Raw genomic sequence first — 21,234 nt, forward strand, 5'->3', positions numbered from 1 at the left:
CGTCATCGGGCGGCACTCTTCCGGCCACGATACGTCGCCCTGGCCACAGACGCAGAGTGGGGGACAGCGCTTTCTCGGCGGGCGGGGGCCGACCGCGGGGCACCGTCCTGCGGTCAGGTGAGGGCCAGGACGTACGCCACCGCCGCCGCCCCCGAGGCGACCGTGCGGACGTGGTTCCACAGCGTCCACTCGCGCACGTACGTCGGCCAGTACGCGGCCGCTTCGGGCGTCCCGGCGTCCAGCTCGAGCAGGGCCTCGTTGCGCGGCACGTTCGCCACCATCGTCACGCCGAACGAGCCGACCAGATACAGCGCGCTGCCCACCAGCAGCTCCACCGTGCCGTCGTCCGGCAGCAGCACGAACGTCACCACCGCGAGCACCGCGCACAGCACCGCCGAGCCGACGAACACGAGCATGAACGCCGGCCGCAGCGCCGCCACGTTGATCGCGTTCATCGCGGCGACGCCCTGCGCGGGCGGCAGCGCGGCGAGCCCCTTCATCACGAAGGTCGAGAACGCGCAGAACACCCCCGCGACCAGCCCGGTCCCCAGCACGCCCAGCACCGTCAGTACGAAGTACGGTCCAGCGATCATCTCAACGTCAACTCCCGCATCGAGCCGAGATCCTGCCCGGCACCCACCGTCACCACAAGTGAATTCCCGTACGGGACGCGTCACCATGGCCGATCGGCGCGGACACATACGCAGGCGTCCAGAGCACGTCTCCGTCCTGCCGCTCCGGTGCCGCCTGAATGTCCGGCCTCTGCCCGCCGCGGCGCCGGCGAGTCACCGCCACCCGCCCAGCACCCCCTCCACCGCCACCGCGATTCTCCGCCGGGCCTCATGCCGAGGCACTCCGCTCATCAGCAACTGGTCGTACGGCGTGTCCAGATGCCGTACGGACGCCACCACCGCCGAGACGACGGCCCCCTCCGACAACGCCCGCCCTGCCGCACTCCGCCCCACCCGTCCGCTGCCCCGCAGCGACGCGTGCGCGGCGATGCCGCGGGCCCGGTCGGCGGGGCAGCCGGGAAACAGCCGGCGGATCTCCGCCGCGAACGCCTCCGTGAACCGCACGTCCTCGACCGCCCGCCGCCGGGCGTCCCGCACCCGGCGCCGCCGCCGTGCCTCGGCGTCCGCCAGGCACCGTGCCTCCGCCCGGGCCAGGGCACTCTCCTCGACGAGGACGCCCTGCCGTTCGTACCGCCCCTTGCGCCGGTTGAACCGTACGACCACCGCCGACAGCCCGCTCTCCTCCCGCGACCTGCGCGTCAGCGCGGTGTCGCCGCGCGGCAGGAACACCAGGTGGCCGAGGTCGGCGCAGTCCAGGCACCGGGGCGCCCCGTCCTCCAGGACGAGCATCGCCAACGGCCCGCTCCGGCACTCGGCGCACTGCTTCCGCCTGACGGGCTGGAAGACGAGAAGGTCCGTGCGGTGCGCGGGAGTTGCCAGGTGTGCCATAGGGGGTTCATTCCCGTGCACGGGCCACGAACCACCCCACCGGCCCTACTCCGCGCCGGTCACCGGCACCCGCGTCCGATGCCGCGTGGGCCGCTCGATCTCGTCGACCACCGCCACCGCGGGGTCCGCGTACGACAGCGTCGGCCCCGCCCCTCGGGTGCCCGCTCACCGCAGATCGCACCGCCCGGTGCGCGGCGCACCCTCCTCCCGTCCTCCTCCCGGGGTTCTCTCGGCCGCACCCTGATCCCCCTCCTCGACGCCGCCCCCGCCAGGAGCGAGACCCGCCTCCCGCATCCGCTCGCCGCCCGCCGGTCCCACGAGCGGGACGCGTCCTGACCGTCGGCTGACGCATCATGGGCCGTGTGCGACTCGAAGCGATCACCTGGGACCGGCTCGGCGACCTCCTCGCCGACCGCCTTCTCGACCTGAAGCCGGCCGACGGCGGCCCCTGGCCGCGCATCGCCTTCGACGGCGCCCCGGCGGCCCGTCCCCAGGACCTCGCCGAACGCGTCGCGGAAGCGCTCCGCGTACGAGGCCGCCCCTCTCTCGTCGTCGGCACCCAGGGCTTCCTGCGCCCCGCCTCGCTCCGCTTCGAGTACGGCCACCAGGACGTCGAGGCCTATTACGACGGCTGGTTCGACACCGGCGCCCTGTGGCGCGAGGTCTTCGGCCCGCTCGAACCCGGCGGCGACGGCCGCGTCCTGCCCGACCTGTGGGACCCCGACACCGACCGCGCCACCCGCAGCCCCTACGTCCAACTCCCGCCCAACGGTTTCCTGTTGCTGCACGGCCCCCTCCTGTTGCGCCACTGGTTCCCCTTCGACCTGACCGTCCACGTCCTCCTCTCCCCGGGCGCACTGCGCCGCCGCACCCCCGGCCCTGAGCAGTGGACCCTGGAGGCCTTCGAGCGCTACGAGCGCGAGACCGACCCCGCGGGCACCGCCGACGTCCTGGTGCGCGCCGACGACCCCCGGCACCCGGCATGGCGGGGCTGACCGCGCTCCCAGGATTCGTTTCCGGAAGATCCAGCAAACCACTTTTATATGCGCGTGCATGTAACTACGCTGGGTCCCATGACGACTTCCACGAGCGGTCAGCTCTCTTTCGACGACTCCGTCCGCGCCCTCCTCGACGGCAAGAACTTCGCCAGCGTCGCCACCCTCGGTCCCGACGGCGCCCCGCAGAACTCCGTGGTCTGGATCAAACGCGAGGGCGACGCCGTCCTCTTCTCCTCGATCGACAACCGCCAGAAGATCCGCAACCTGCGCCGCGACCCCCGCATCAGCGTCTCGGTCTACGACCTGGCCAACCCCTACACCTCGGTCGAGATCCGCGGCACCGCCGAGATCCTCCCGGACCCCGACAAGCGCCTCCCGCACGACCTCGCGCACAAGTACCTCGGCATCGACCCGCCCGCCGAGAAGGAGGACGAGACCCGCGTGATCATCCGCGTCGTCCCGCGGAAGATCGTCGGCTTCTCCGCCTGATCCGCCTCGCCCCCCCGGCCCTCGCCTCCGGGTGCGGCGGCGGCCGGGCGCGGCGAGAATGAACGGCGCCGGGACCAGCGGAGCTCTTCCGCTCCGCGCCGGGACCAGCGGTGCGTCCGCTCCGCGCCGGCCGTCCGGCACCGGGAGGTACTTCATGACCACCGCCGGAGACATCATGCACCGCGGCGCCCAGTGGATCCCCGCGCACGAGACCCTGGACCGCGCCGCCCAGCTGATGCGTGAGCTCAATGTCGGAGCCCTGCCCATCAGCGACGCGAACGAGCGGCTCTGCGGCATCCTCACCGACCGGGACATCGTCGTCGGCTGTGTGGCCGTGGGGCACGACCCGGCCAAGGTCACCGCCGGTGAGATGGCCCAGGGCACGCCCCGCTGGATCGACGCGGACGCCGATGTCAGCGACGTGCTCCGGGAGATGCAGGACCACCAGATCCGCCGGCTCCCCGTCATCGAGAACAAGCGCCTGGTCGGCATGATCAGCGAGGCCGACCTCGCCCACCATCTGACGGAGGACCAGATCGCGGCCTGGGCGGAGAGCGTCTACGCGAAGAGCGCGCGCTGACCGTCGTCCACGGGCGAGGGCTCAGAGCCAGCCGTTGCGCCGGAAGCCGCGATACAGCACCAGGCACGCCACGGATATGACGCCGAGGACCATGGGGTAGCCGAACGTCCAGCGCAGCTCCGGCATGTGGTCGAAGTTCATGCCGTACACCCCGCAGACCATCGTCGGCACGGCGACGATCGCCGCCCAGGCCGTGATCTTCCGCATGTCCTCGTTCTGCGCGACCGTCACCTGGGCGAGGTGTGCCTGGAGGATCGAGTTGAGGAGTTCGTCGAAGGCGGCGATCTGCTCCTTGGCGCGCAGGAGATGGTCCGAGACGTCGCGGAAGTACGCCTGTATCTCCGAGCTCACCACTCGTATCGGACGCGTGGACAATTCCTCGATCGGACGGGTCAGCGGCACCACGGCCCGCTTCAGTTCGAGGAGTTCACGCTTGAGCTGGTAGATGCGGCCCGGGTCGGTCCGCGCGCCGTCCGGCGAGAAGACGTCCGTCTCGACCTGGTCGATGTCCGCCTGCACCGCGTCCGTGACGTTCAGATAGTCGTCCACCACGTGGTCCGCGATCGCGTGCAGCACCGCGGCCGGCCCCTTGGCGAGCTGCTGCGGGTCGGTCTCCAGTTCCTCGCGCAACGGGCCCAGGGAGCCGTGCATCCCGTGGCGCACGGTGATCACGAAGTCTTCGCCGACGAACACCATGATCTCGCCGGTGTTCACCACCTCGCTCGTCGCCGTGAGCTCCTCGTGCTCCACGTAGCAGACGGTCTTGAACACCGCGAACAGCGTCTCGTCGTACCGCTCCAGCTTCGGACGCTGATGCGCCTCGATCGCGTCCTCCACCGCCAGCGGGTGCAGTTCGAACAGCTCCGCGATGCCCGCGAACTCCTGGTCCGTCGGCTCATGGAGACCGAGCCACACGAAACCGTCCCCGTGCTTGCGCACCTGCTCCACGGTGTCGACCAGGTCGCCGCCGCCCGGGACCCTGGCCCCCTCCCGGTACGACACGCAGTTCACCACCGAGGAGCCCAGCGGCGACCGGGCGGGATGGCTCAGGTCCACACGCGGGCGGCGCCGCGCCAGCCTCGCCACCCTGCGGAGGCCGCCGACCCTGCTGAGGCTCGTGACCTTCCGCAGATTCCCTGCCATGGACATCTGGATCTCCTTGCGTGGATCCCCGCTCGCCGCATTGCTGCGCCCTGGCGTGCCAGTGTGCCAGCCCTGCGTGAAACGCGGGTAAGCCTGTGGGAGCAGGGCATTCCGCTTTGTTCCCGCCTGTGGACGACGGGTTTTCGAGGCGGCGTGGGAGGCTCGGGTACCCCTCGTAGGGTTGCATCGCCGTGCCGTCTTAGCCGTCTTAGCCGTCTTAGCCGTCGTGGCTGTTGCATCGGAGCGTCGACCACCGTGGACAAGCAGGACAACTGGGATGATCGCGACATGATGCGAACCGACGGATATCTCCTCGACAATCGGCAGACGGAGGCCGGAGAGCGCTTCGACGCCTTCGCCTCCCTCTTCGACCCCACGACGTTCCGGCACCTCGAAGGTTTCGGCATCGGACCCGGCTGGCGCTGCTGGGAGGTCGGGGCCGGCGGTACGTCCGTCGTGTCCTGGCTGGCCAAGAAGGTGGGGCCGACCGGCAGGGTCGTCGCGACCGACATCGACACCTCCCGGGTCGCCCCGGCCGCCCGGCCGCCGGTGGAGGTGCGGGTCCACGACGTCGGTGCGGAGGAGCCGCCGGGGGAGGGATTCGACCTCGTGCACGCGAGGCTCGTACTCGTCCATGTGCCGGACCGGGAACGGGCGTTGCGGTCGATGGTGGAGTCCCTGCGGCCCGGCGGACGACTGCTGATCGAGGACGCCGACCCCGCGCTGCAACCCCTGACCTGTCCCGACGAACACGGTCCCGCCGAGCAGTTGGCGAACCGGCTGCGCACCGGATTCCGCCGGCTCCTCGCCGACCGCGGCGCCGACCTCTCCTACGGCCGCAGACTTCCGCGTCTGCTGCGGGAGGCCGGTCTGCGTCGCGTGGCGGCCGACGCGTACTTCCCGCTGACGTCACCCGCCTGCGCGGCCCTGGAGTCCGCCACGATCCGCCAGGTCCGCACCGACCTGGTCACGGCGGGCCTGGCCACGGACGAGGAGATCGACCGGCACCTGGCGAACGTCGAGGCCGGGGGGATGGATCTGGCTACGGCGCCGATGATTTCCGCGTGGGGGCGGAAGGGGTAGACCCCGACGGAGGCGCGCCACGGCCGTCCGGACGTTCGGGTGTCGGGTCACCCATGCCCGCCGGGTGGGGCGTCCCGCCGGTGCTGTGCGGGCGGGCGTGTCACCGGCGGTCTGCCCCCTACCGTCTCGACCGCCCTCGCCCCCGCCCGGCATCCTTCCCGCGCCGCGTCCTCGGGTCCGGCGCCGGTGAGCAGGGTGGCGAGGAAGGCACCTGTGAAGGCGTCGCCGGCCCCCGTCGTGTCCGTGGGAGTGGCCGGGACCGCGGGGATGCGGGCGGACACGGTGCCCGAGCGGGCCACCAGCGCACCGTCCGCGCCCAGCTTGGTGACCACCAGCGGAACATGACGGCTGAGCTTGGCCGCCGCGTCCTCAGCGTCGGGCAGTCCCGTCAGCAGGCAGGCCTCGTCGCGGCTGGGCAGGAGGACGTCAATGCCCTCCACGAGCGTGAGGAACCGGTCGACGCCCAGCTCCACGAGGAAGCCCGCCGACGCCGGATCCAGGCTCACCGGTACCCCACGCGCGCGTGCCCCCTCCAGGGCCCTCTCCACGAACGCCCGGCTCCCCGCGGAGAACAGCAGATACCCCGACAGGTGCAGCCGGGTCACCCCGTCGAGCAAGGTGTCCGACCAGTCGTCCGGAGTGAGCCGCAGGGACGCCCCGCTGTCCGTGACCAACGTCCGCTCGGCGGCGGCACTCGTGTCGACGAGACAGATCACCGTGCCGGTCGGCGCATCCGGATCGACGACGAGAGCCGGCCGTACCCCGCACGCGGTCAGCTCCAGCTCGTGCCAGGCTGCCGCGTCCGCGCCCACCCGCCCGAGCAACCGGACCTCGCCCCCGCCCCAATGGGCCGCCCAGCAGGCCACGTTGGCACCGGCCCCACCGGGCAGCGTCCGAATCGCCGCGACGGTGTCCGTACGCGCCGCGAGCGGCCCCTGATGCCGGGCGACGATGTCGGTGATGACGTCCCCGACAACCAGCAAGGTCCCGTCCGATGAGCCGACACAGGCTGCCTCGCCCTCACCTCCCGCGACCGACCCGACGGACATCCCTCCGCCCCCGGCTGCCTCGTGTGTTCCGGCCGACGCTGCCTCGTCGCTGGCCGCCTCGGGCGATCCGGCCGGCACCGCCTCGTCCCCGGCCCTCCCCGCGCTCATCCCTACGCCCCGGCCCAGGCCGCCGCGATGCGCCCCGCCAACCGCACATTGCCCCGTACCGCCGCCAGATTGGCCTCCAGCGAGGCGCCGTCGGTGTGTCGTACCAGGTAGTCGAGGAGGAACGGGGTGACGCCCTGGCCCGTGACGCCCCGTTCCTCGCACGCGTGCAGGGCATCGGCCAGTACGCGCGCGTGCAGGTCCGGGTCCAACTGCTCAGCTTCGGGAACCGGGTTGGCGACGATCAGTGCCGACTCCGGTCCGGCCACGGTGTCCTGAGCCCGCATCACCGCCGCCACCTGCTCCGGGGACTCCAGGGTCCAGTCCACCGGATGGCCCGAGTCCGACAGATAGAAGCCGGGGAAGCGGTCCGTGCCGTACCCGGCCACCGCGACACCCAGCGTCTCCAGCCGTTGCAGGGTCGCCGGCACGTCCAGGATCGACTTCACGCCCGCGCACACCACCGTGATCCGCGTCCGCGCCAGCAGCCCCAGGTCGGCCGACTCGTCCTGCGTCACCGTCCACTCCCGGTGCACCCCGCCGAGCCCGCCCGTCGCGAACACCCGCACGCCCGCCAGCGCCGCCAGCAGCGCGGTCGCCGACACCGTGGTCGCCCCGCTCGCCCCGGCGGCCACCGCGAGCGGCAGATCGCGATGGCCCAGCTTGCGGATGCCGTCCTCGTTCGCGACCCGCTCCAACTGCTGCTTGTCCAGGCCGACATGAGGCTGCCCGTCCAGCACGGCGATCGTCGCGGGAACGGCGCCCTCCCGCCGTACGACGTCCTCCAGCTCCAGCGCCACCTGGAGATTGCGCGGCCGCGGCAGCCCGTGCGCGATGATCGTGGACTCCAGGGCCACCACCGGTCGACGCGCGTCGATCGCCTCGCGCACTTCTTCGGAAACCACCAGCACCACGCGCCTGCCTCCTGTCGATCGTCCTTCCCTCATCTCTGGCGGGCGGCACACCCGGCCAAACCCTCGCGAGCCGTGGGAGACGACACCAGCGTGGGGCCCATGACGGACAATTCCGCATGTCCCGACCATGTCGTCCTCCGGGTCTTCGAGGCACGGCACTGCGACTGACCTGCGTGCCCCCTCCGAGGGCGTCTCTTGCAGAGGTGCGCCGTCTCCTAGAACAGCGGTTCGGGGAGCACGCCCTCCAAGGCGAGCAGCTTCCGCTTGGTCTCCAGGCCGCCCCCGAACCCGCCGATCCCGCCGTCGCTCTCCACGACCCGGTGGCAGGGCACGACCACCGGCAACGGGTTGGAGCCCATCGCCACCCCGACCGCCTGCGCCGCGCCCGGCTGACCGACCCGGCCGGCCAGATCGCCGTACCCCACGACACTGCCGTACGGCACCCCGGCGGCCAGCTCGCGCAGCACCTGCCGGTTGAAGCCGGAGATCAGCGACCAGTCCAGGGACAGCTCGAAATCGCGCCGCCGACCCGCGAAGTACGCCTCGACCTGGCGTATCGGCTCGGCCAGCAGCGGGGAGCCGGGCGCCTCGACGGGCTCGCCGCCCAGACGGGAGGCGAGCCGGTCGAGCGCCTTGTCGCGCACCGGGTCGGTGGCGTGGAACACGACGTTGACGAGGCCCGCGCGGGTCGCGGCCAGCAGCAGGGGGCCGATGTCGGTGCCGACGACGGCCCATACGACCTGCTGCTCGTTCTGCCCATGGCTGTCCATGCGCCCACCGTACGGCCCACCACTGACAACGCCCCGCGGAGCGGACCCGCGGGCCTCGCGGCCCGCCCGGTGTTGGGTGGCGCGGGGCCCGCCCGGTCCGTGCGGCTCAGGACCCGTCGGTCGCGTCCCGGACCACGTCCGGCTTGTTGCTGATGATGCCGTCGACGTCGTACCCGGCGACCCGGCGGGCCGTCTCCGCGTCGTTGACGGTCCAGGCGAAGACCTTCAGCGGTTTGTCGTGCGCCCCGTCGAAGGCGTGGACCGTGGCGACGTACCCGGGGGAGATGGTGCTGTACGACGGGTTGATCTGGTCGGTGAACGCCGCGTACGCCGACAGTTTCGCGACGGACGGCGTACCGAGGATGGCGGTCTTGACGCCGGGCTTCAGCTGGTGGACGGTGCGCACGCTGTCCGCGCTGAAGCTCTGCACGATCAGCCGGCTCGCGCGGTGCGTCTGGTCGAGCCAGCCCTCGTCGGAGAGGACCTTCAGGGTCTGCTGTTCGATGCCCGGGTAGAGGGCGGGGTTCTTGATCTCCAGGAGCAGGTTCTGGCTGTTGCGCTCGACCCGGTGCACGTACTGCTCCAGGGTCGGTACGCGCGCGCCCGCGTAGGAGGGGCCGAACCAGCTGCCCGCGTCGAGGCGCGCGATCTCGGAGGCGGTGAAGTCCTTCACCTTCCAGGGTGCCCGGCCGGGGAACACCTCCTCGACGTCGGTGGTGCGCTGGAGGCTGTCGTCGTGGATGACGACCAGCTCGCCGTCCTTGGTGCGCTGGACGTCGTTCTCGACCCAGTGGATGCCCAGCCGGGCCGCCGCGTCGACGGCGGCCAGGGTGTTCTCCGGCGCGTAGGCCGAGGCGCCCCGGTGGGCGATGACCGTGGGCGGTTCGCCGTCCTCGGCGGCCCGGACGTCGGAGGAGGGAAGCAGGAGGGCGGCGGTCCCCAGAAGCGCGGTGGTCGTGGCGGCAACAGCGCGCGCGTGCATGCGTACTCCTTGCGTCGAGCGTGCACGGACAGCTCCACTGTGACAGCAGAGGGTCAACAGCAGCGAAGTGGAGAATGGCCACAGATTGAATGGAGTTGCCCAACTCCGCTCACGGGTGCCGCACAACTGCGGCAACGCCGTGGCAAGGGCGTGTTTCTTTGCCGGAAAATCGTTCGACCATTCCGGTGGAGGTCATACTCTTCGCCTCGACCCTGACCGCTCCAGCGGTCCTGGGAAGGGGCGCTTTTCAGCACATTCCGGGACGCAAGAAGGCGGAAGGGTAGCCGCGCATGCAAGGCACGGTCGACGGATTCAGCTACGGACTCGTCACACCGCTGGTGGCCTACCTCATGGCTTGCCTGGGAGGCGCCCTTGGCCTGCGCTGCACCACCAGATCCATGCTGGTCTCGAACTCGTGGCGCCCGGGCTGGCTGGCCCTCGGCGCCGCCGCGATCGGCTCCGGCATATGGACCATGCACTTCGTCGCCATGATGGGGTTCACCGTCAAGGGCGCCCCGATCCACTACGACAAGCCGACCACGTTCGCGAGCCTCGGCGTCGCGATCGTCATGGTGGGCGTCGGGATCTTCATCGTCGGCTACAAAGGCGCGAGGGGAACGGCCCTGTTCACCGGGGGCACCATCACCGGGCTCGGCGTCGCCTCCATGCATTACCTCGGCATGGCCGGAATGCGGCTCAACGGGAACCTGGAGTACAACACGCTCACCGTCACCGCCTCCGTCGTCATAGCCATGTGCGCCGCCACCGCCGCGCTGTGGGCGGCCGGCCAGGTCAGGGGGCTGATGTGGAGCGTGGGCGCGAGCCTCGTCATGGGGCTCGCCGTCAGCGGCATGCACTACACGGGCATGGCCGCCCTCAGCGTCCATCTGCACGGCACCTCCGCCGCCCCGTCCTCGGGCGACTCGCCCGCGGAACTGCTCGCGCCCATGATGGTCGGCCCGCTCGCCTTCCTGCTGATCGCCGGCGTCGTCGTGATGTTCGACCCGCTGATGGTCATGGGCAAACCCGAGTGGGCGCCCGTCGAGGACAAGCCAGGTATCCCGGCCCACGCCGAGGCCGCGCACACCGCCCGCCGCCCGACGGTCCGCACCCGCCGCGGCGCCGGCCACCGAAGCTCCCGCGCCCCGCAGAACCGCTGATCGGACCGCGTTGTCAGTGGGGGGTCGTACGGTGGTTGCATGCGGCCCGTTTCCCACATCGAACGCACGGTGGCGCCCTTCGAGGTCGTCAGCCCCTACCAGCCCAGCGGTGACCAGCCGGCGGCCATCGCCGAGCTGGCCAAGCGCATCGAGGCCGGTGAGAAGGACGTCGTCCTCCTCGGCGCGACCGGCACCGGCAAGTCCGCCACCACCGCGTGGATGATCGAGAAGCTCCAGCGGCCCACCCTGGTGATGGCCCCGAACAAGACCCTCGCCGCCCAGCTGGCGAACGAGTTCCGGGAGCTCCTGCCCAACAACGCCGTCGAGTACTTCGTCTCGTACTACGACTACTACCAGCCCGAGGCCTACGTCCCGCAGTCGGACACCTACATCGAGAAGGACTCCTCGATCAACGAGGAGGTCGAGCGCCTGCGCCACTCCGCGACCAACTCGCTGCTCACCCGCCGTGACGTCGTCGTGGTCGCCTCGGTCTCCTGCATCTACGGCCTCGGCACCCCGCAGGAGTACGTGGACCGGATGGTCCCCCTCAGGGTCGGCGACGAACTCGACCGCGACGAGCTGCTGCGCCGCTTCGTGGACATCCAGTACACGCGCAACGACCTGGCCTTCACCCGCGGCACCTTCCGGGTCCGCGGCGACACCATCGAGATCTTCCCGGTCTACGAGGAGCTCGCCGTCCGCATCGAGATGTTCGGCGACGAGATCGAGGCGCTGTCGACCCTCCACCCGCTCACCGGCGAGATCATCAGCGACGACCAGCAGCTGTACGTCTTCCCGGCCTCCCACTACGTCGCGGGTCCCGAGCGCATGGAGCGGGCCGTCAACGACATCGAGAAGGAGCTGGGCGAGCGCCTCACGGAGCTGGAGAAGCAGGGCAAGCTCCTCGAGGCCCAGCGGCTGCGCATGCGCACCACGTACGACCTGGAGATGCTCCGCCAGATCGGCTCCTGCTCCGGCGTCGAGAACTACTCGATGCACTTCGACGGCCGGCAGCCCGGCTCCCCGCCGAACACCCTGCTCGACTACTTCCCGGACGACTTCCTGCTCGTCATCGACGAGTCGCATGTCACCGTTCCGCAGATCGGCGCCATGTACGAGGGCGACGCCTCCCGCAAGCGCACCCTCGTCGACCACGGCTTCCGGCTGCCGTCCGCCCTCGACAACCGCCCGCTGAAGTGGGAGGAGTTCCAGGAGCGCATCGGGCAGACCGTCTATCTGTCGGCCACCCCCGGCAACTACGAGCTGTCCCGCGCGGACGGCGTCGTCGAGCAGATCATCCGCCCGACCGGCCTGGTCGACCCCGAGGTCGTGGTCAAGCCCACCGAGGGCCAGATCGACGACCTGGTGCACGAGATCCGCACCCGCACCGAGAAGGACGAGCGCGTCCTGGTCACCACGCTCACCAAGAAGATGGCCGAGGACCTCACGGACTACTTCCTGGAGCTCGGCATCCAGGTCCGCTACCTGCACAGTGACGTCGACACCCTGCGCCGCGTGGAACTGCTGCGCGAACTGCGCTCCGGTGAGTTCGACGTGCTGGTCGGCATCAACCTCCTCCGTGAGGGCCTCGACCTGCCCGAGGTGTCCCTGGTGGCGATCCTCGACGCCGACAAGGAGGGCTTCCTGCGCTCCGGCACCTCCCTGATCCAGACCATCGGCCGCGCGGCGCGCAATGTCTCCGGCCAGGTCCACATGTACGCCGACAAGATCACCCCGGCGATGGCGAAGGCGATCGACGAGACCAACCGGCGCCGGGAGAAGCAGGTCGCGTACAACACCGAGCGCGGGATCGACCCCCAGCCGCTCCGCAAGAAGATCAACGACATCGTGGCCCAGATCGCCCGCGAGGACGTCGACACCGAGCAGCTGCTGGGTTCCGGCTACCGCAAGCAGAAGGACGGCAAGGGCGCCAAGGCTCCCGTGCCCGCCCTCGGCGGCAAGGCGGCGGGTGGCAAGGCCGCCAAGGGCAAGGCCAAGGAGACCGTGCCGACCGACCGGCCGGCGGCCGAGCTGGCCGAGCAGATCGAGGAGATGACCGCGCGGATGCGCGCCGCCGCCGCGGACCTCCAGTTCGAGATCGCGGCCCGGCTGCGCGACGAGGTCTCGGAGATGAAGAAGGAACTGCGCCAGATGCGGGAGGCGGGTATCGCCTGACGGACACGCGACGCCCCTGTTGTACGCGCAGTGTTGCAAGACCGACACAAAGTACGGCCCCGGGTAGCGGCACTGTCAGTGCTCCTGCGTAGGGTTCTGGTCAACCGCGGACTCCGCGGCAACAGGGGACAGTTCGAGAGGGGAATCAGCGCGTGACCGTCAACATGACCAAGGGTCAGGCCATCAGTCTGCAGAAGAACGACGGCGGCAGCCTGACCGCGGTGCGCATGGGTCTCGGCTGGCAGGCGGCCCCCCGCCGTGGCCTGTTCGGTTCGCGCACCCGTGAGATCGACCTGGACGCGTCCGCCGTGCTGTTCGCGGACAAGCAGCCCGTCGACGTCGTCTTCTTCCGCCACCTGGTGAGCGATGACGGCTCGGTGCGCCACACCGGCGACAACCTCGTCGGCGGTGTCGGCCAGGGCGGCGACGACGAGGCGATCCTCGTCGACCTCGCGCGCGTCCCGGTCCACATCGACCAGATCGTCTTCACCGTGAACTCCTTCACGGGCCAGACCTTCCAGGAAGTGCAGAACGCGTTCTGCCGTCTGGTCGACGAGACCAACGGCCAGGAACTGGCCCGCTACACCCTCGCGGGCGGCGGCGCCTACACGGCCCAGATCATGGCGAAGGTGCACCGCAACGGCCCGGGCTGGACGATGACGGCGCTGGGCACCCCGGCCAACGGCCGCACCTTCCAGGACCTGATGCCGGCGATCCTGCCGCACCTGTAGGCCGCCCGGCCAGGGCCCGTGACGTCGGCATGATCCGGCGGACGGGCCCTGGCGGCACCGGACACCGAAAGCGACACAGGGGGACGAAGGCATGACGGCCGAGCTGGTGCGGGGGCAGAACCACCCGCTCTCCCAGGCCCGCCTCGAGATCCGGGTCTCGGCCGGCAAGCCGGTCGTGGCCGGCGCGACGCTCAGCGACGAGCACGGCAAGGTCCACGGCGTGGAGTGGGTGGCCCACCCGGGCGCTCCCACGCTGCCTGGCCTGGAGGTCTCCCGGCAGGCCGCCGCCGACCACCGTCTCGCGGTGGACCTCGGCGCCATGCCGGAGGCCGTGCACCGGATCAGCGTGCTGCTCGCCCTGCCCACCGGGGTGGGCGGGCCCGTCCGGTTCGGCGGCCTCGCCGCTCCCTTCCTCGCGGTCACCGGCCTCGACGGCTCCGAGATCGCCAACTACACCATCACCGGCCTGGACGCCGAGTCCGCCGTCGTCGCCCTGGAGCTGTACCGCCGCCAGGGCGCCTGGAAGGTCCGCGCCGTCGGCCAGGGATACGCGGGGGGTCTCGCCGACCTCTTCGCCGACCAGGGTCTGCCCGAGGCCCACCAACTGGCCGCCGGCATCAACGACGCCGTGGCCCAGGGCCTCGCCCGCTCGGTGCAGGCACCCCGCACGACCGACGGCGACCGCACGCGGCACGCGTCGGCCCCGACCCTCGGCGCCGACCAGGGCGGCGCTGCGGCTCAGGGCGCCGTACCGCCGTCCCCGCCCGTGTCGCCGTACGGCACGCAGACGCCGGGCACACCTGGCCAGCCGTCCTCGCCCTACGGCACCCCGGCCCCAGGTCAGCCGGCTTCCCCCTATGGCACGCCACCGCCCGGTCAGCCCTCGTCGCCTTACGCGGCCCAGCCGCCCGGCACCCCCGGACAACCGCCGGCCTCGCCCTACGACCCCCCGGCCGCCCCGGACCCGTCCGCCGCCCCGCAGCCCGGCTCCACCACCGGCGGCTCCGTCGACTACAGCCACCCGCGCCGCCAGACCACGGCCCCGCCGCCACCTCCGCCGACGGCGCCCCCGGCCCAGCCCGGACAGCCCGCGCAGCCCGTCGCCGGGGACGCGACCGGCTGGTCCATGGACGAGCGGCTCTACAACCAGGTGTGGGGCATGTTCGAGGACCTGGCCCGCACCATGGCCGCGTACCGCAGCGCCGTCGACTTCGCCGACTCGCGCATGGAGAAGGAGCTCGACCAGGCCCTGTCCGACCCGCGCAGCCGGATCGGCGGTCAGAGCGACGCCGCGCGCGAGGCGGCCCGCGCCAAGCACACCCAGCTCGTCGACCAGGCCCGTACCGCCCTGGACCGGGACCTCGCCCAGCTCGCCGCCGAGGCCGACGTCGTCGAGCCCGCGCTGCCCGCGGCCTACGCCCGCTGGGACAACCCCGTCTGGCACGGCTACCGCGTGCCGATGGAGATCCCCATGGCCCTGCGCCTGGGCGACCTGCACCTTCCCGAGGCCCCGCAGCTGCGCATCCCGATGCTGGTCAGGCTGCCGCTGGAGCGCGGGCTGTGGATCGACAGCGGACGGGCCGACTCCCTCGACGGCTCCTTCACCGACTCCCATGAGCTCAAGCGCCTGGCGATGGAGTCGGCGGTGGCGCACGCGGCCCGGCTGCTCGCCGTCTATCCGACGGGCGAGTTCACCGTGCACGTCATCGACCCGGCGGGCTCCGGAGGCCAGGCGCTCGTCCCGCTGGTGCAGACCGGTGTGCTCGCCGGCCCGCCGGCTCTCGGTGCGGCCGGTGTCGCCGATGTTCTGGCCCGGCTCACAGAGCGCGTCGACCTGGTGCAGATGGCGGTGCGCGGAGGGGCGCCCGACGCGCTCCCGCCGGGCTTCGACACCTCCGAGCAGCTGCTGATCGTCAACGACTTCCCGCACGGCTTCGACGACCGCGCCGTGACCCAGCTGCGCTACCTCGCCGACGAGGGCCCGGCGGTCGGCGTCCATCTGATGATGGTCGCGGACCGCGAGGAGGCCGCCGCGTACGGCCCGTTGCTCGACCCGCTGTGGCGTTCGCTGCTGCGACTGAGCCCGGTGCCCGACGACCATCTCGCCGACCCGTGGGTGGGGCACGCCTGGACGTACGAGCCCGCGCTCGTGCCGCAGGGCAGCCAGGTGCTCCAGCAGGTGCTCAATCAGGTGGCCGCCGCCCGTACCAAGTACACGTAAAGCTGCCTGACCAGCTATTTTGACCTTTCTTTTGCCAATCGCTTTACCTTTCCTTGGTGATTGGGGTACCGTTTTCCTCACGGAGGGGAGTACTCCCTGTCGATGCGGCGTACCCGTCAATACGGAACAGATCCCCTGGATCTGCTCCCGGGGCGTCGGCCCACCTTGGGTGGAAGAGACCTCCGGCAGCGCGACGACGCTGGTTATTTGCCGTTACGTAATGCCGGAGGATCAGTGGATGTTTCCGTGACCCTGTGGGTCCTGACCATCGTGGGCCTCGCCGCCCTCATCGCGGTCGACTTCTTCATCGGCCGCAAGCCGCACGACGTCTCCATCAAGGAAGCCGGAATCTGGACGGTCGTCTGGATCGCCCTGGCCGGCCTCTTCGGCCTCGGCCTGCTGATCTTCGGCGGCGGCCAGGCCGGCGGAGAGTTCTTCGCGGGCTTCATCACCGAGAAGTCGCTGAGCGTCGACAACCTCTTCGTCTTCGTCCTGATCATGGCGAAGTTCTCGGTGCCCTCGCAGTACCAGCAGCGCGTGCTCCTCGTCGGTGTGCTCATAGCCCTGGTCCTGCGGGCGATCTTCATCGCCGCGGGCGCCGCCATCCTCGCCAGCTTCGCGTGGGTCTTCTACCTCTTCGGCGCCTTCCTGATCTGGACCGCCTGGAAGCTCATCCAGGAGGCCCGGGCCGACGAGGAGGACGAGGAGTTCGAGGAGAACAAGCTCCTCAAGGCCGCCGAGCGCCGCTTCGGTGTCGCCGACCGCTACCACGGCACCAAGCTGTGGATCGAGCAGAACGGCAAGCGGGTCATGACCCCGATGCTGGTCGTGATGCTCGCGATCGGCACCACCGACGTGCTCTTCGCCCTCGACTCCATCCCCGCGATCTTCGGCCTGACCCAGGACCCGTACATCGTCTTCACCGCCAACGCGTTCGCCCTGATGGGCCTGCGCCAGCTGTACTTCCTCATCGGCGGCCTGCTGAAGAAGCTGGTCCACCTCAGCTACGGCCTGTCGATCATCCTCGGCTTCATCGGCGTCAAGCTGGTCCTGCACGCACTGCACGAGTCCGGGGTCCATGTCCCCGAGATCAGCATCCCGGTCTCCCTCGGCGTGATCTGCGGTGTCCTCGTCGTCACCACGATCACCAGCCTCCGCGCCTCCAAGAAGCAGGCGGCGGCCGAGGCGGCGCAGACGCGGAGCGATGGCGCTCCGAAGGACAGCATCGACGTCTGACCACGTCGGACGTAGGAACAACCAGCACCGGGAGCGGCGTACGGCCGATTGCCGCTCACCGCTCCCGGTGCTTGCTTTGTTCTGAGCGCGTTCCCCGCTCGGGGACGCCCCGGCCGACGGAGGCAGCCATGAAGTTCGTGCAGATCATCGACTTCGAAACAGAGCGCTTCGACGAGATGGAGCAGCTGATGGAAGGCGCCAGGCAGCGCATGGAGGGCCAGGAAGGCGGCCCCACCCACAGCATCCTGCTGAAGGACCGCGACACGCCCGGACGCTACCTCGCCGTGATCGAGTTCGAGTCCTACGAGGAGGCCATGCGCAACAGCGAACGCCCCGAGACGAGCAAGATGGCCGAACAGATGGGCGAGTTGTGTACCCGGGCGCCACGCTTCGTCAACTGCGACCTGTTGGAGTCGCGCGAGCTGAAGTAGCCCGAACCGCCGAAGGAGGCCCCGCGGCACCGAAATGCGGGGCCTCTGTACCTTTGGGAGGATCCCTGCATGATCGTTCGGCTCAGGTCGCTCACCACCCAGTGGACGTTCCTCGTGCCGGTGCTCGCGGTCGTCCTCCTGGCATTCACCTGGGGACGCGACCTGCCGGGCGCGGTCGTGGCCTTGGTGACGCTGGTCCTCGCGGGGGCGGTCCTGGCCGCCGTGCATCATGCCGAGGTCGTCGCCCACCGGGTCGGCGAACCCTTCGGCTCGCTCGTCCTGGCCGTCGCCGTCACGATCATCGAGGTCGCGCTGATCGTCACCCTCATGGCCGACGGCGGCGACAAGAGCTCGACCCTCGCCCGGGACACGGTCTTCGCGGCTGTCATGATCACCTGCAACGGCATCGTCGGCCTCTGCCTCCTGGTCGCCTCGCTGCGCCACGGCCTCGCGGTCTTCAACCCCGAGGGCACCGGCGCCGCCCTCGCGACCGTCGCCACCCTGGCCACCCTCAGCCTGGTGCTGCCGACGTTCACCACGAGCAAGCCCGGCCCGGAGTTCTCCGGCGTCCAGCTGACCTTCGCGGCGCTGTCCTCGCTGGTCCTGTACGGCCTGTTCGTCGCGACCCAGACCGTACGGCACCGCGACTACTTCCTCCCCATCACCCGCCAGGGCGAGGTCATCACCGCCGACGACCACGCTGACGCGCCCTCCGCGCGCACCGCCCTGATCAGCCTGGCTCTGCTCGGCCTCGCCCTGATAGGCGTCGTAGGACTGGCCAAGGGCGTGTCGCCCACCATCGAGTCCGGCGTAGAGGCCGCCGGACTGCCGCATGCCGTCGTCGGCGTGATCATCGCCCTGCTGGTGCTGCTGCCCGAGACCATCGCCGCGCTGCGCTCGGCTCGCCGCGACCGCGTTCAGACCAGCCTCAACCTCGCGCTCGGTTCGGCGATGGCCAGCATCGGCCTGACCATCCCCGCGGTCGCGCTGGCCTCCGTCTGGCTCTCCGGCCCCCTCGTCCTCGGCCTCGGCGCCACCCACATGGTGCTGCTCGCCCTCACGGTGGTCGTGAGCTCCCTGACCGTGGTGCCGGGGCGGGCCACCCCGCTCCAGGGCGGCGTCCACCTGGTGCTGTTCGCGGCGTATCTGGAGCTGGCGATCAACCCGTAGGCCGCCCGCCCGCAACTCCGCCCATGCGCAGCTCCGCCTGTCCGCAGCTCCGCCCGTTTCCAGCTCAGTCCAGAGCAGGCTCCGCCGCGCCCGTCACCGCCAGGGGCACCGGCCGTGTCTCCGGCAGCAGCGCGAAGCACCCCAGACTGAGCAGTGCGATCCCCGTGAGATACGCCCCCACTCCCCACGGCACCCGGCCCCCCTGTTCGGCCAGGGCCGTCGCCACGATCGGCGTGAGCGCGCCCCCGAGGACCCCGCCGAGGTTGTAGCCGACCGCGGCACCCGTGCAGCGCACCCGCGGCTCGTACAGCTCCGGCAGATACGCGGCGATCACCGCGAACATGGTGATGAACGCGAGCATCGCGCCGGTGAACCCCAGGAACATCAGCAGGGGTTCACCGGTCGAGAGCAGCGCGACCATGGGGAACATCCACAGGGCCGCCGCCCCGCACCCGGCCAGGCACAACGGCCGCCGCCCGTACCGGTCGCCGAGCAGTGCCACCACCGGCGTGAGCGAGCCCTTCACCAGGACCGCCGCCATGATGCAGGCCAGCATCACCGTACGGCTGACGCCCAGCCGTTCGGTGCCGTAGGCGAGGGACCAGGTCGTCACGGCGTAGAAGATCGCGTACCCGACCGCGAGCCCGCCGGCCGTCAGCAGGACCAGCCGCCAGTGGTCGCGCACGACCTCGGCGAGCGGCACGCGCGCGTGGTCGTCGAGTGCGAGGAAGGACGGACTCTCGGCGAGCGACGACCGCAGCCACAGACCCGCCAGGGCCAGCACCCCCGCCGCCCAGAACGGCACCCGCCATCCCCATGACGCGAACTGCGCCTCGGTCAGGGTCGCCGACAGCGCCAGCATCACGCCGTTGGCGAGCAGGAAGCCCAGCGCGGGCCCGACCTGCGGAAAGCTCGACCACAGCCCGCGCCGCCCGGCCGGCGCGTGCTCCGCCGTCAGCAGCACCGCCCCGCCCCACTCCCCGCCGAGCCCCAGCCCCTGGAGGAACCGGAGCACGAGCAGCAGCAGGGGAGCGGCCACCCCGATCGAGCCGTACGTCGGCACACAGCCGACCGCCACGGTGGCGCCGCCGGTCAGCAGCAGCGACAGCACGAGGACCGGTCGCCGCCCGTGCCGGTCCCCGATGTGCCCGAACACCACCGACCCCAGCGGCCGGGCGACGAACCCCACCCCGAACGTGCCGAACGCGGCCAGCGTCCCGGCCAGGGGCGAGAAGGTCGGGAAGAACAGCGGTCCCAGGACCAGCGCCGCCGCGGTGCCGTAGACGAAGAAGTCGTAGAACTCGATGGCCGTCCCGGCGAGCGAGGCGGCCGCGAGCCGCAGCATGGAGGGCGCCCTTACGGTGCGTACGTCGTGCATGCCGCGTCAACTACCCACGGTGACCGCGGGTTACGGGGGCGTACGGGCGCTTCAGTAGGTGACCGTGATGCGCCGGGCGGGTCCGTCGACGCGGACGAGCCCGCCGTAGGGGATGACCAGTTGGGGGTCGGTGTGGCCGAAGTCGACGTCGAAGACGATCGTGGTGTCGGGAGCGTACGCCCGCATCGCGCGCAGGACGGCCTCGCGCTGCTCGGTGGCGTAACGGGCGGCCTCCTCGGGGCTGTTGGGCCGCTCGAACGACCAGGTCTTGGCGCGGCCCATCAGCAGCGCGGAGAAGCGCTGGAGCAGCCCGCGCTCGCCCATGTTGCGCAGGGTGCGGAAGACCTCCGCACTACTCGGCATGTCCTCGGAGGTCTCCAGGAGCAGCACACCGCCGTCGTACACGCTCAGGTCGCGGGAGATCTCGCGGTCGGCCATCAGCAGCCATCCCAGGATCTCCAGGCAGCCGCCCCAACTGCGGCCCTCGATCACCCGGTCGGGGTTCACCCAGGTCCAGCCGTCTCCCGGCCTGGTCTCCGGCTCCGCGTCGAAGGTCGCCGGGTCGGCCCAGTCCCGGTTGACGTCGTTCCAGCGCTCGGCGGGCGTGAGCTCGTACTCGCCGGAGGTGAACAGGGCCGCCCGCAGGGACTCGGCGGTCAGCTCGTCCATGGCGACGGGCCGTCCGAGCTGCACCATCACGGTCGCGCCGTGGTAGCCGACGATGCCGGTGTTGCTCAGAAACGCCAGCAGGTTCGTGTTGTCGCTCATCCCGAAGAACGGCTTCGGGTTCGCGCGGATCAACTCCCGGTCCAGGAAAGGCAGTACGGTGATCTGGTCGTCGCCCCCGATCGAGGCCATGATCACCTTGATGTCCGGATCGGCGAAGGCGGCGTTGACATCGGCGGCCCGCTGCTGAGGGCTCGCCCCCATCGTGCGGGTCGTCGGGTACTCGACGGGTTCGAGGCCGAACTCCTTGCGCAGGCGCTCCAGGCCCAGTTCGAAGGGGCGTGGGAAGAGCCCGGGCAGCCCGGCGCCGGGGGAGATGACGGCTATGCGGTCGCCGGGGGACGGCTTGGGCGGGTACGAGATCGTCGTCATTCAGGGAGGGTACGGGCCGCACCGCGTCCGGCGCACCGTGATAAACCGGGTCTGAGCAGCG

General features: G+C 70.9%; 21 protein-coding genes. 12 read left to right on the forward strand and 9 right to left on the reverse strand.

The window, feature by feature from the left end; all coding sequences use genetic code 11:
* Positions 1-113: 113 nt before the first annotated feature.
* Both ACFUO4_RS17205 and ACFUO4_RS17210 read right to left on the reverse strand, forming a co-directional pair.
* Positions 114-593, reverse strand: a complete 480-nt coding sequence (locus ACFUO4_RS17205; RefSeq protein WP_079308806.1) for a DUF1772 domain-containing protein — start codon at positions 591-593, stop codon at positions 114-116.
* A 192-nt stretch (positions 594-785) separates the two neighbouring features.
* On the reverse strand, positions 786-1,460 hold the full coding sequence (locus ACFUO4_RS17210; protein WP_383485145.1) for a DUF2293 domain-containing protein: 675 nt from the start codon (positions 1,458-1,460) through the stop codon (positions 786-788).
* A gap of 78 nt (positions 1,461-1,538) precedes the next feature.
* Between ACFUO4_RS17210 and ACFUO4_RS17215 the strand changes: the two genes are divergently transcribed.
* The 4 genes from ACFUO4_RS17215 (at position 1,539) to ACFUO4_RS17230 (ending at position 3,527) form a co-directional block, all read left to right on the forward strand.
* A complete protein-coding gene (locus ACFUO4_RS17215; protein WP_383485148.1) occupies positions 1,539-1,796 on the forward strand; it encodes a hypothetical protein in 258 nt (85 codons plus the stop codon).
* A 17-nt stretch (positions 1,797-1,813) separates the two neighbouring features.
* On the forward strand, positions 1,814-2,455 hold the full coding sequence (locus ACFUO4_RS17220; RefSeq protein WP_383485151.1) for a uridine kinase: 642 nt from the start codon (positions 1,814-1,816) through the stop codon (positions 2,453-2,455).
* Positions 2,456-2,533: 78 nt separating this feature from the next.
* A complete protein-coding gene (locus ACFUO4_RS17225; RefSeq protein ID WP_079308809.1) occupies positions 2,534-2,947 on the forward strand; it encodes a PPOX class F420-dependent oxidoreductase in 414 nt (137 codons plus the stop codon).
* Between the two features lie 154 nt (positions 2,948-3,101).
* Positions 3,102-3,527, forward strand: coding sequence for a CBS domain-containing protein (locus ACFUO4_RS17230; protein WP_383485154.1), 426 nt, complete (start codon positions 3,102-3,104; stop codon positions 3,525-3,527).
* A 21-nt stretch (positions 3,528-3,548) separates the two neighbouring features.
* On the opposite strand, the gene corA is transcribed toward ACFUO4_RS17230, so the two are convergent.
* Positions 3,549-4,676 carry a magnesium/cobalt transporter CorA gene (corA, locus tag ACFUO4_RS17235; protein WP_383485158.1) on the reverse strand — a complete coding sequence of 376 codons (1,128 nt, stop codon included), beginning with the start codon at positions 4,674-4,676 and terminating at the stop codon, positions 3,549-3,551.
* A gap of 282 nt (positions 4,677-4,958) precedes the next feature.
* On the opposite strand from corA, the gene ACFUO4_RS17240 reads away from it, so the two are divergent.
* A complete protein-coding gene (locus ACFUO4_RS17240) occupies positions 4,959-5,753 on the forward strand; it encodes a methyltransferase (RefSeq protein WP_383485161.1) in 795 nt (264 codons plus the stop codon).
* A gap of 47 nt (positions 5,754-5,800) precedes the next feature.
* Here the strand turns inward: ACFUO4_RS17240 and ACFUO4_RS17245 are convergent, their stop codons facing one another.
* The 4 genes from ACFUO4_RS17245 to ACFUO4_RS17260 all read right to left on the reverse strand — a co-directional run bounded on the left by ACFUO4_RS17245 (position 5,801) and on the right by ACFUO4_RS17260 (position 9,573).
* Positions 5,801-6,802: a carbohydrate kinase family protein gene (locus ACFUO4_RS17245; protein ID WP_383485164.1), complete on the reverse strand. Its 1,002-nt coding sequence runs from the start codon at positions 6,800-6,802 to the stop codon at positions 5,801-5,803.
* Between the two features lie 110 nt (positions 6,803-6,912).
* Positions 6,913-7,821 carry a pseudouridine-5'-phosphate glycosidase gene (locus ACFUO4_RS17250; protein ID WP_383485167.1) on the reverse strand — a complete coding sequence of 303 codons (909 nt, stop codon included), beginning with the start codon at positions 7,819-7,821 and terminating at the stop codon, positions 6,913-6,915.
* A gap of 215 nt (positions 7,822-8,036) precedes the next feature.
* Complete coding sequence (locus ACFUO4_RS17255; RefSeq protein WP_383485170.1) at positions 8,037-8,591, reverse strand: methylated-DNA--[protein]-cysteine S-methyltransferase; 555 nt, start codon at positions 8,589-8,591, stop codon at positions 8,037-8,039.
* Positions 8,592-8,697: 106 nt separating this feature from the next.
* The gene (locus ACFUO4_RS17260) at positions 8,698-9,573 is read right to left on the reverse strand and encodes a glycerophosphodiester phosphodiesterase (protein WP_383485173.1); all 876 of its coding nucleotides are present in this window, start codon (positions 9,571-9,573) and stop codon (positions 8,698-8,700) included.
* 290 nt (positions 9,574-9,863) lie between these two features.
* Between ACFUO4_RS17260 and ACFUO4_RS17265 the strand changes: the two genes are divergently transcribed.
* From ACFUO4_RS17265 to ACFUO4_RS17295, 7 genes are all read left to right on the forward strand, one after another.
* Entirely contained in the window at positions 9,864-10,733 is an 870-nt protein-coding gene (locus ACFUO4_RS17265) for an MHYT domain-containing protein (protein ID WP_079308816.1), read from the forward strand.
* Positions 10,734-10,772: 39 nt separating this feature from the next.
* Positions 10,773-12,908: an excinuclease ABC subunit UvrB gene (gene uvrB, locus ACFUO4_RS17270; protein WP_383485177.1), complete on the forward strand. Its 2,136-nt coding sequence runs from the start codon at positions 10,773-10,775 to the stop codon at positions 12,906-12,908.
* Between the two features lie 152 nt (positions 12,909-13,060).
* Positions 13,061-13,639, forward strand: a complete 579-nt coding sequence (locus tag ACFUO4_RS17275; RefSeq protein ID WP_079308817.1) for a TerD family protein — start codon at positions 13,061-13,063, stop codon at positions 13,637-13,639.
* A 91-nt stretch (positions 13,640-13,730) separates the two neighbouring features.
* A complete protein-coding gene (locus ACFUO4_RS17280) occupies positions 13,731-15,860 on the forward strand; it encodes a TerD family protein (protein ID WP_383485181.1) in 2,130 nt (709 codons plus the stop codon).
* 234 nt (positions 15,861-16,094) lie between these two features.
* On the forward strand, positions 16,095-17,096 hold the full coding sequence (locus ACFUO4_RS17285; protein WP_128112101.1) for a TerC/Alx family metal homeostasis membrane protein: 1,002 nt from the start codon (positions 16,095-16,097) through the stop codon (positions 17,094-17,096).
* Positions 17,097-17,224: 128 nt separating this feature from the next.
* Positions 17,225-17,527, forward strand: coding sequence for a hypothetical protein (locus ACFUO4_RS17290; RefSeq protein ID WP_079308819.1), 303 nt, complete (start codon positions 17,225-17,227; stop codon positions 17,525-17,527).
* Positions 17,528-17,596: 69 nt separating this feature from the next.
* On the forward strand, positions 17,597-18,697 hold the full coding sequence (locus ACFUO4_RS17295) for a calcium:proton antiporter (protein ID WP_079308820.1): 1,101 nt from the start codon (positions 17,597-17,599) through the stop codon (positions 18,695-18,697).
* Positions 18,698-18,761: 64 nt separating this feature from the next.
* Here the strand turns inward: ACFUO4_RS17295 and ACFUO4_RS17300 are convergent, their stop codons facing one another.
* The gene (locus ACFUO4_RS17300; RefSeq protein ID WP_383485187.1) at positions 18,762-20,075 is read right to left on the reverse strand and encodes an MFS transporter; all 1,314 of its coding nucleotides are present in this window, start codon (positions 20,073-20,075) and stop codon (positions 18,762-18,764) included.
* A gap of 51 nt (positions 20,076-20,126) precedes the next feature.
* Positions 20,127-21,173, reverse strand: coding sequence for a S66 peptidase family protein (locus ACFUO4_RS17305; RefSeq protein ID WP_079308821.1), 1,047 nt, complete (start codon positions 21,171-21,173; stop codon positions 20,127-20,129).
* Positions 21,174-21,234: the final 61 nt, after the last annotated feature.

It is taken from the genome of Streptomyces sp. NPDC057280, assembly GCF_042668605.1.
Lineage (GTDB): Bacteria > Actinomycetota > Actinomycetes > Streptomycetales > Streptomycetaceae > Streptomyces.

Coding starts and splice junctions, on each gene's coding strand:
- ACFUO4_RS17210 (WP_383485145.1), bottom strand. CDS start 1,460: ATGGCACACCTGGCAACTCCCGCGCACCGCACGGACCTTCTCGTCTTC.
- ACFUO4_RS17265 (WP_079308816.1), top strand. CDS start 9,864: ATGCAAGGCACGGTCGACGGATTCAGCTACGGACTCGTCACACCGCTG.
- ACFUO4_RS17245 (WP_383485164.1), bottom strand. CDS start 6,802: ATGTCCGTCGGGTCGGTCGCGGGAGGTGAGGGCGAGGCAGCCTGTGTC.
- ACFUO4_RS17230 (WP_383485154.1), top strand. CDS start 3,102: ATGACCACCGCCGGAGACATCATGCACCGCGGCGCCCAGTGGATCCCC.
- ACFUO4_RS17240 (WP_383485161.1), top strand. CDS start 4,959: ATGATGCGAACCGACGGATATCTCCTCGACAATCGGCAGACGGAGGCC.
- corA (WP_383485158.1), bottom strand. CDS start 4,676: ATGTCCATGGCAGGGAATCTGCGGAAGGTCACGAGCCTCAGCAGGGTC.
- uvrB (WP_383485177.1), top strand. CDS start 10,773: ATGCGGCCCGTTTCCCACATCGAACGCACGGTGGCGCCCTTCGAGGTC.
- ACFUO4_RS17260 (WP_383485173.1), bottom strand. CDS start 9,573: ATGCACGCGCGCGCTGTTGCCGCCACGACCACCGCGCTTCTGGGGACC.
- ACFUO4_RS17225 (WP_079308809.1), top strand. CDS start 2,534: ATGACGACTTCCACGAGCGGTCAGCTCTCTTTCGACGACTCCGTCCGC.
- ACFUO4_RS17220 (WP_383485151.1), top strand. CDS start 1,814: ATGGGCCGTGTGCGACTCGAAGCGATCACCTGGGACCGGCTCGGCGAC.
- ACFUO4_RS17215 (WP_383485148.1), top strand. CDS start 1,539: ATGCCGCGTGGGCCGCTCGATCTCGTCGACCACCGCCACCGCGGGGTC.
- ACFUO4_RS17305 (WP_079308821.1), bottom strand. CDS start 21,173: ATGACGACGATCTCGTACCCGCCCAAGCCGTCCCCCGGCGACCGCATA.
- ACFUO4_RS17290 (WP_079308819.1), top strand. CDS start 17,225: ATGAAGTTCGTGCAGATCATCGACTTCGAAACAGAGCGCTTCGACGAG.
- ACFUO4_RS17280 (WP_383485181.1), top strand. CDS start 13,731: ATGACGGCCGAGCTGGTGCGGGGGCAGAACCACCCGCTCTCCCAGGCC.
- ACFUO4_RS17300 (WP_383485187.1), bottom strand. CDS start 20,075: ATGCACGACGTACGCACCGTAAGGGCGCCCTCCATGCTGCGGCTCGCG.
- ACFUO4_RS17205 (WP_079308806.1), bottom strand. CDS start 593: ATGATCGCTGGACCGTACTTCGTACTGACGGTGCTGGGCGTGCTGGGG.
- ACFUO4_RS17295 (WP_079308820.1), top strand. CDS start 17,597: ATGATCGTTCGGCTCAGGTCGCTCACCACCCAGTGGACGTTCCTCGTG.
- ACFUO4_RS17255 (WP_383485170.1), bottom strand. CDS start 8,591: ATGGACAGCCATGGGCAGAACGAGCAGCAGGTCGTATGGGCCGTCGTC.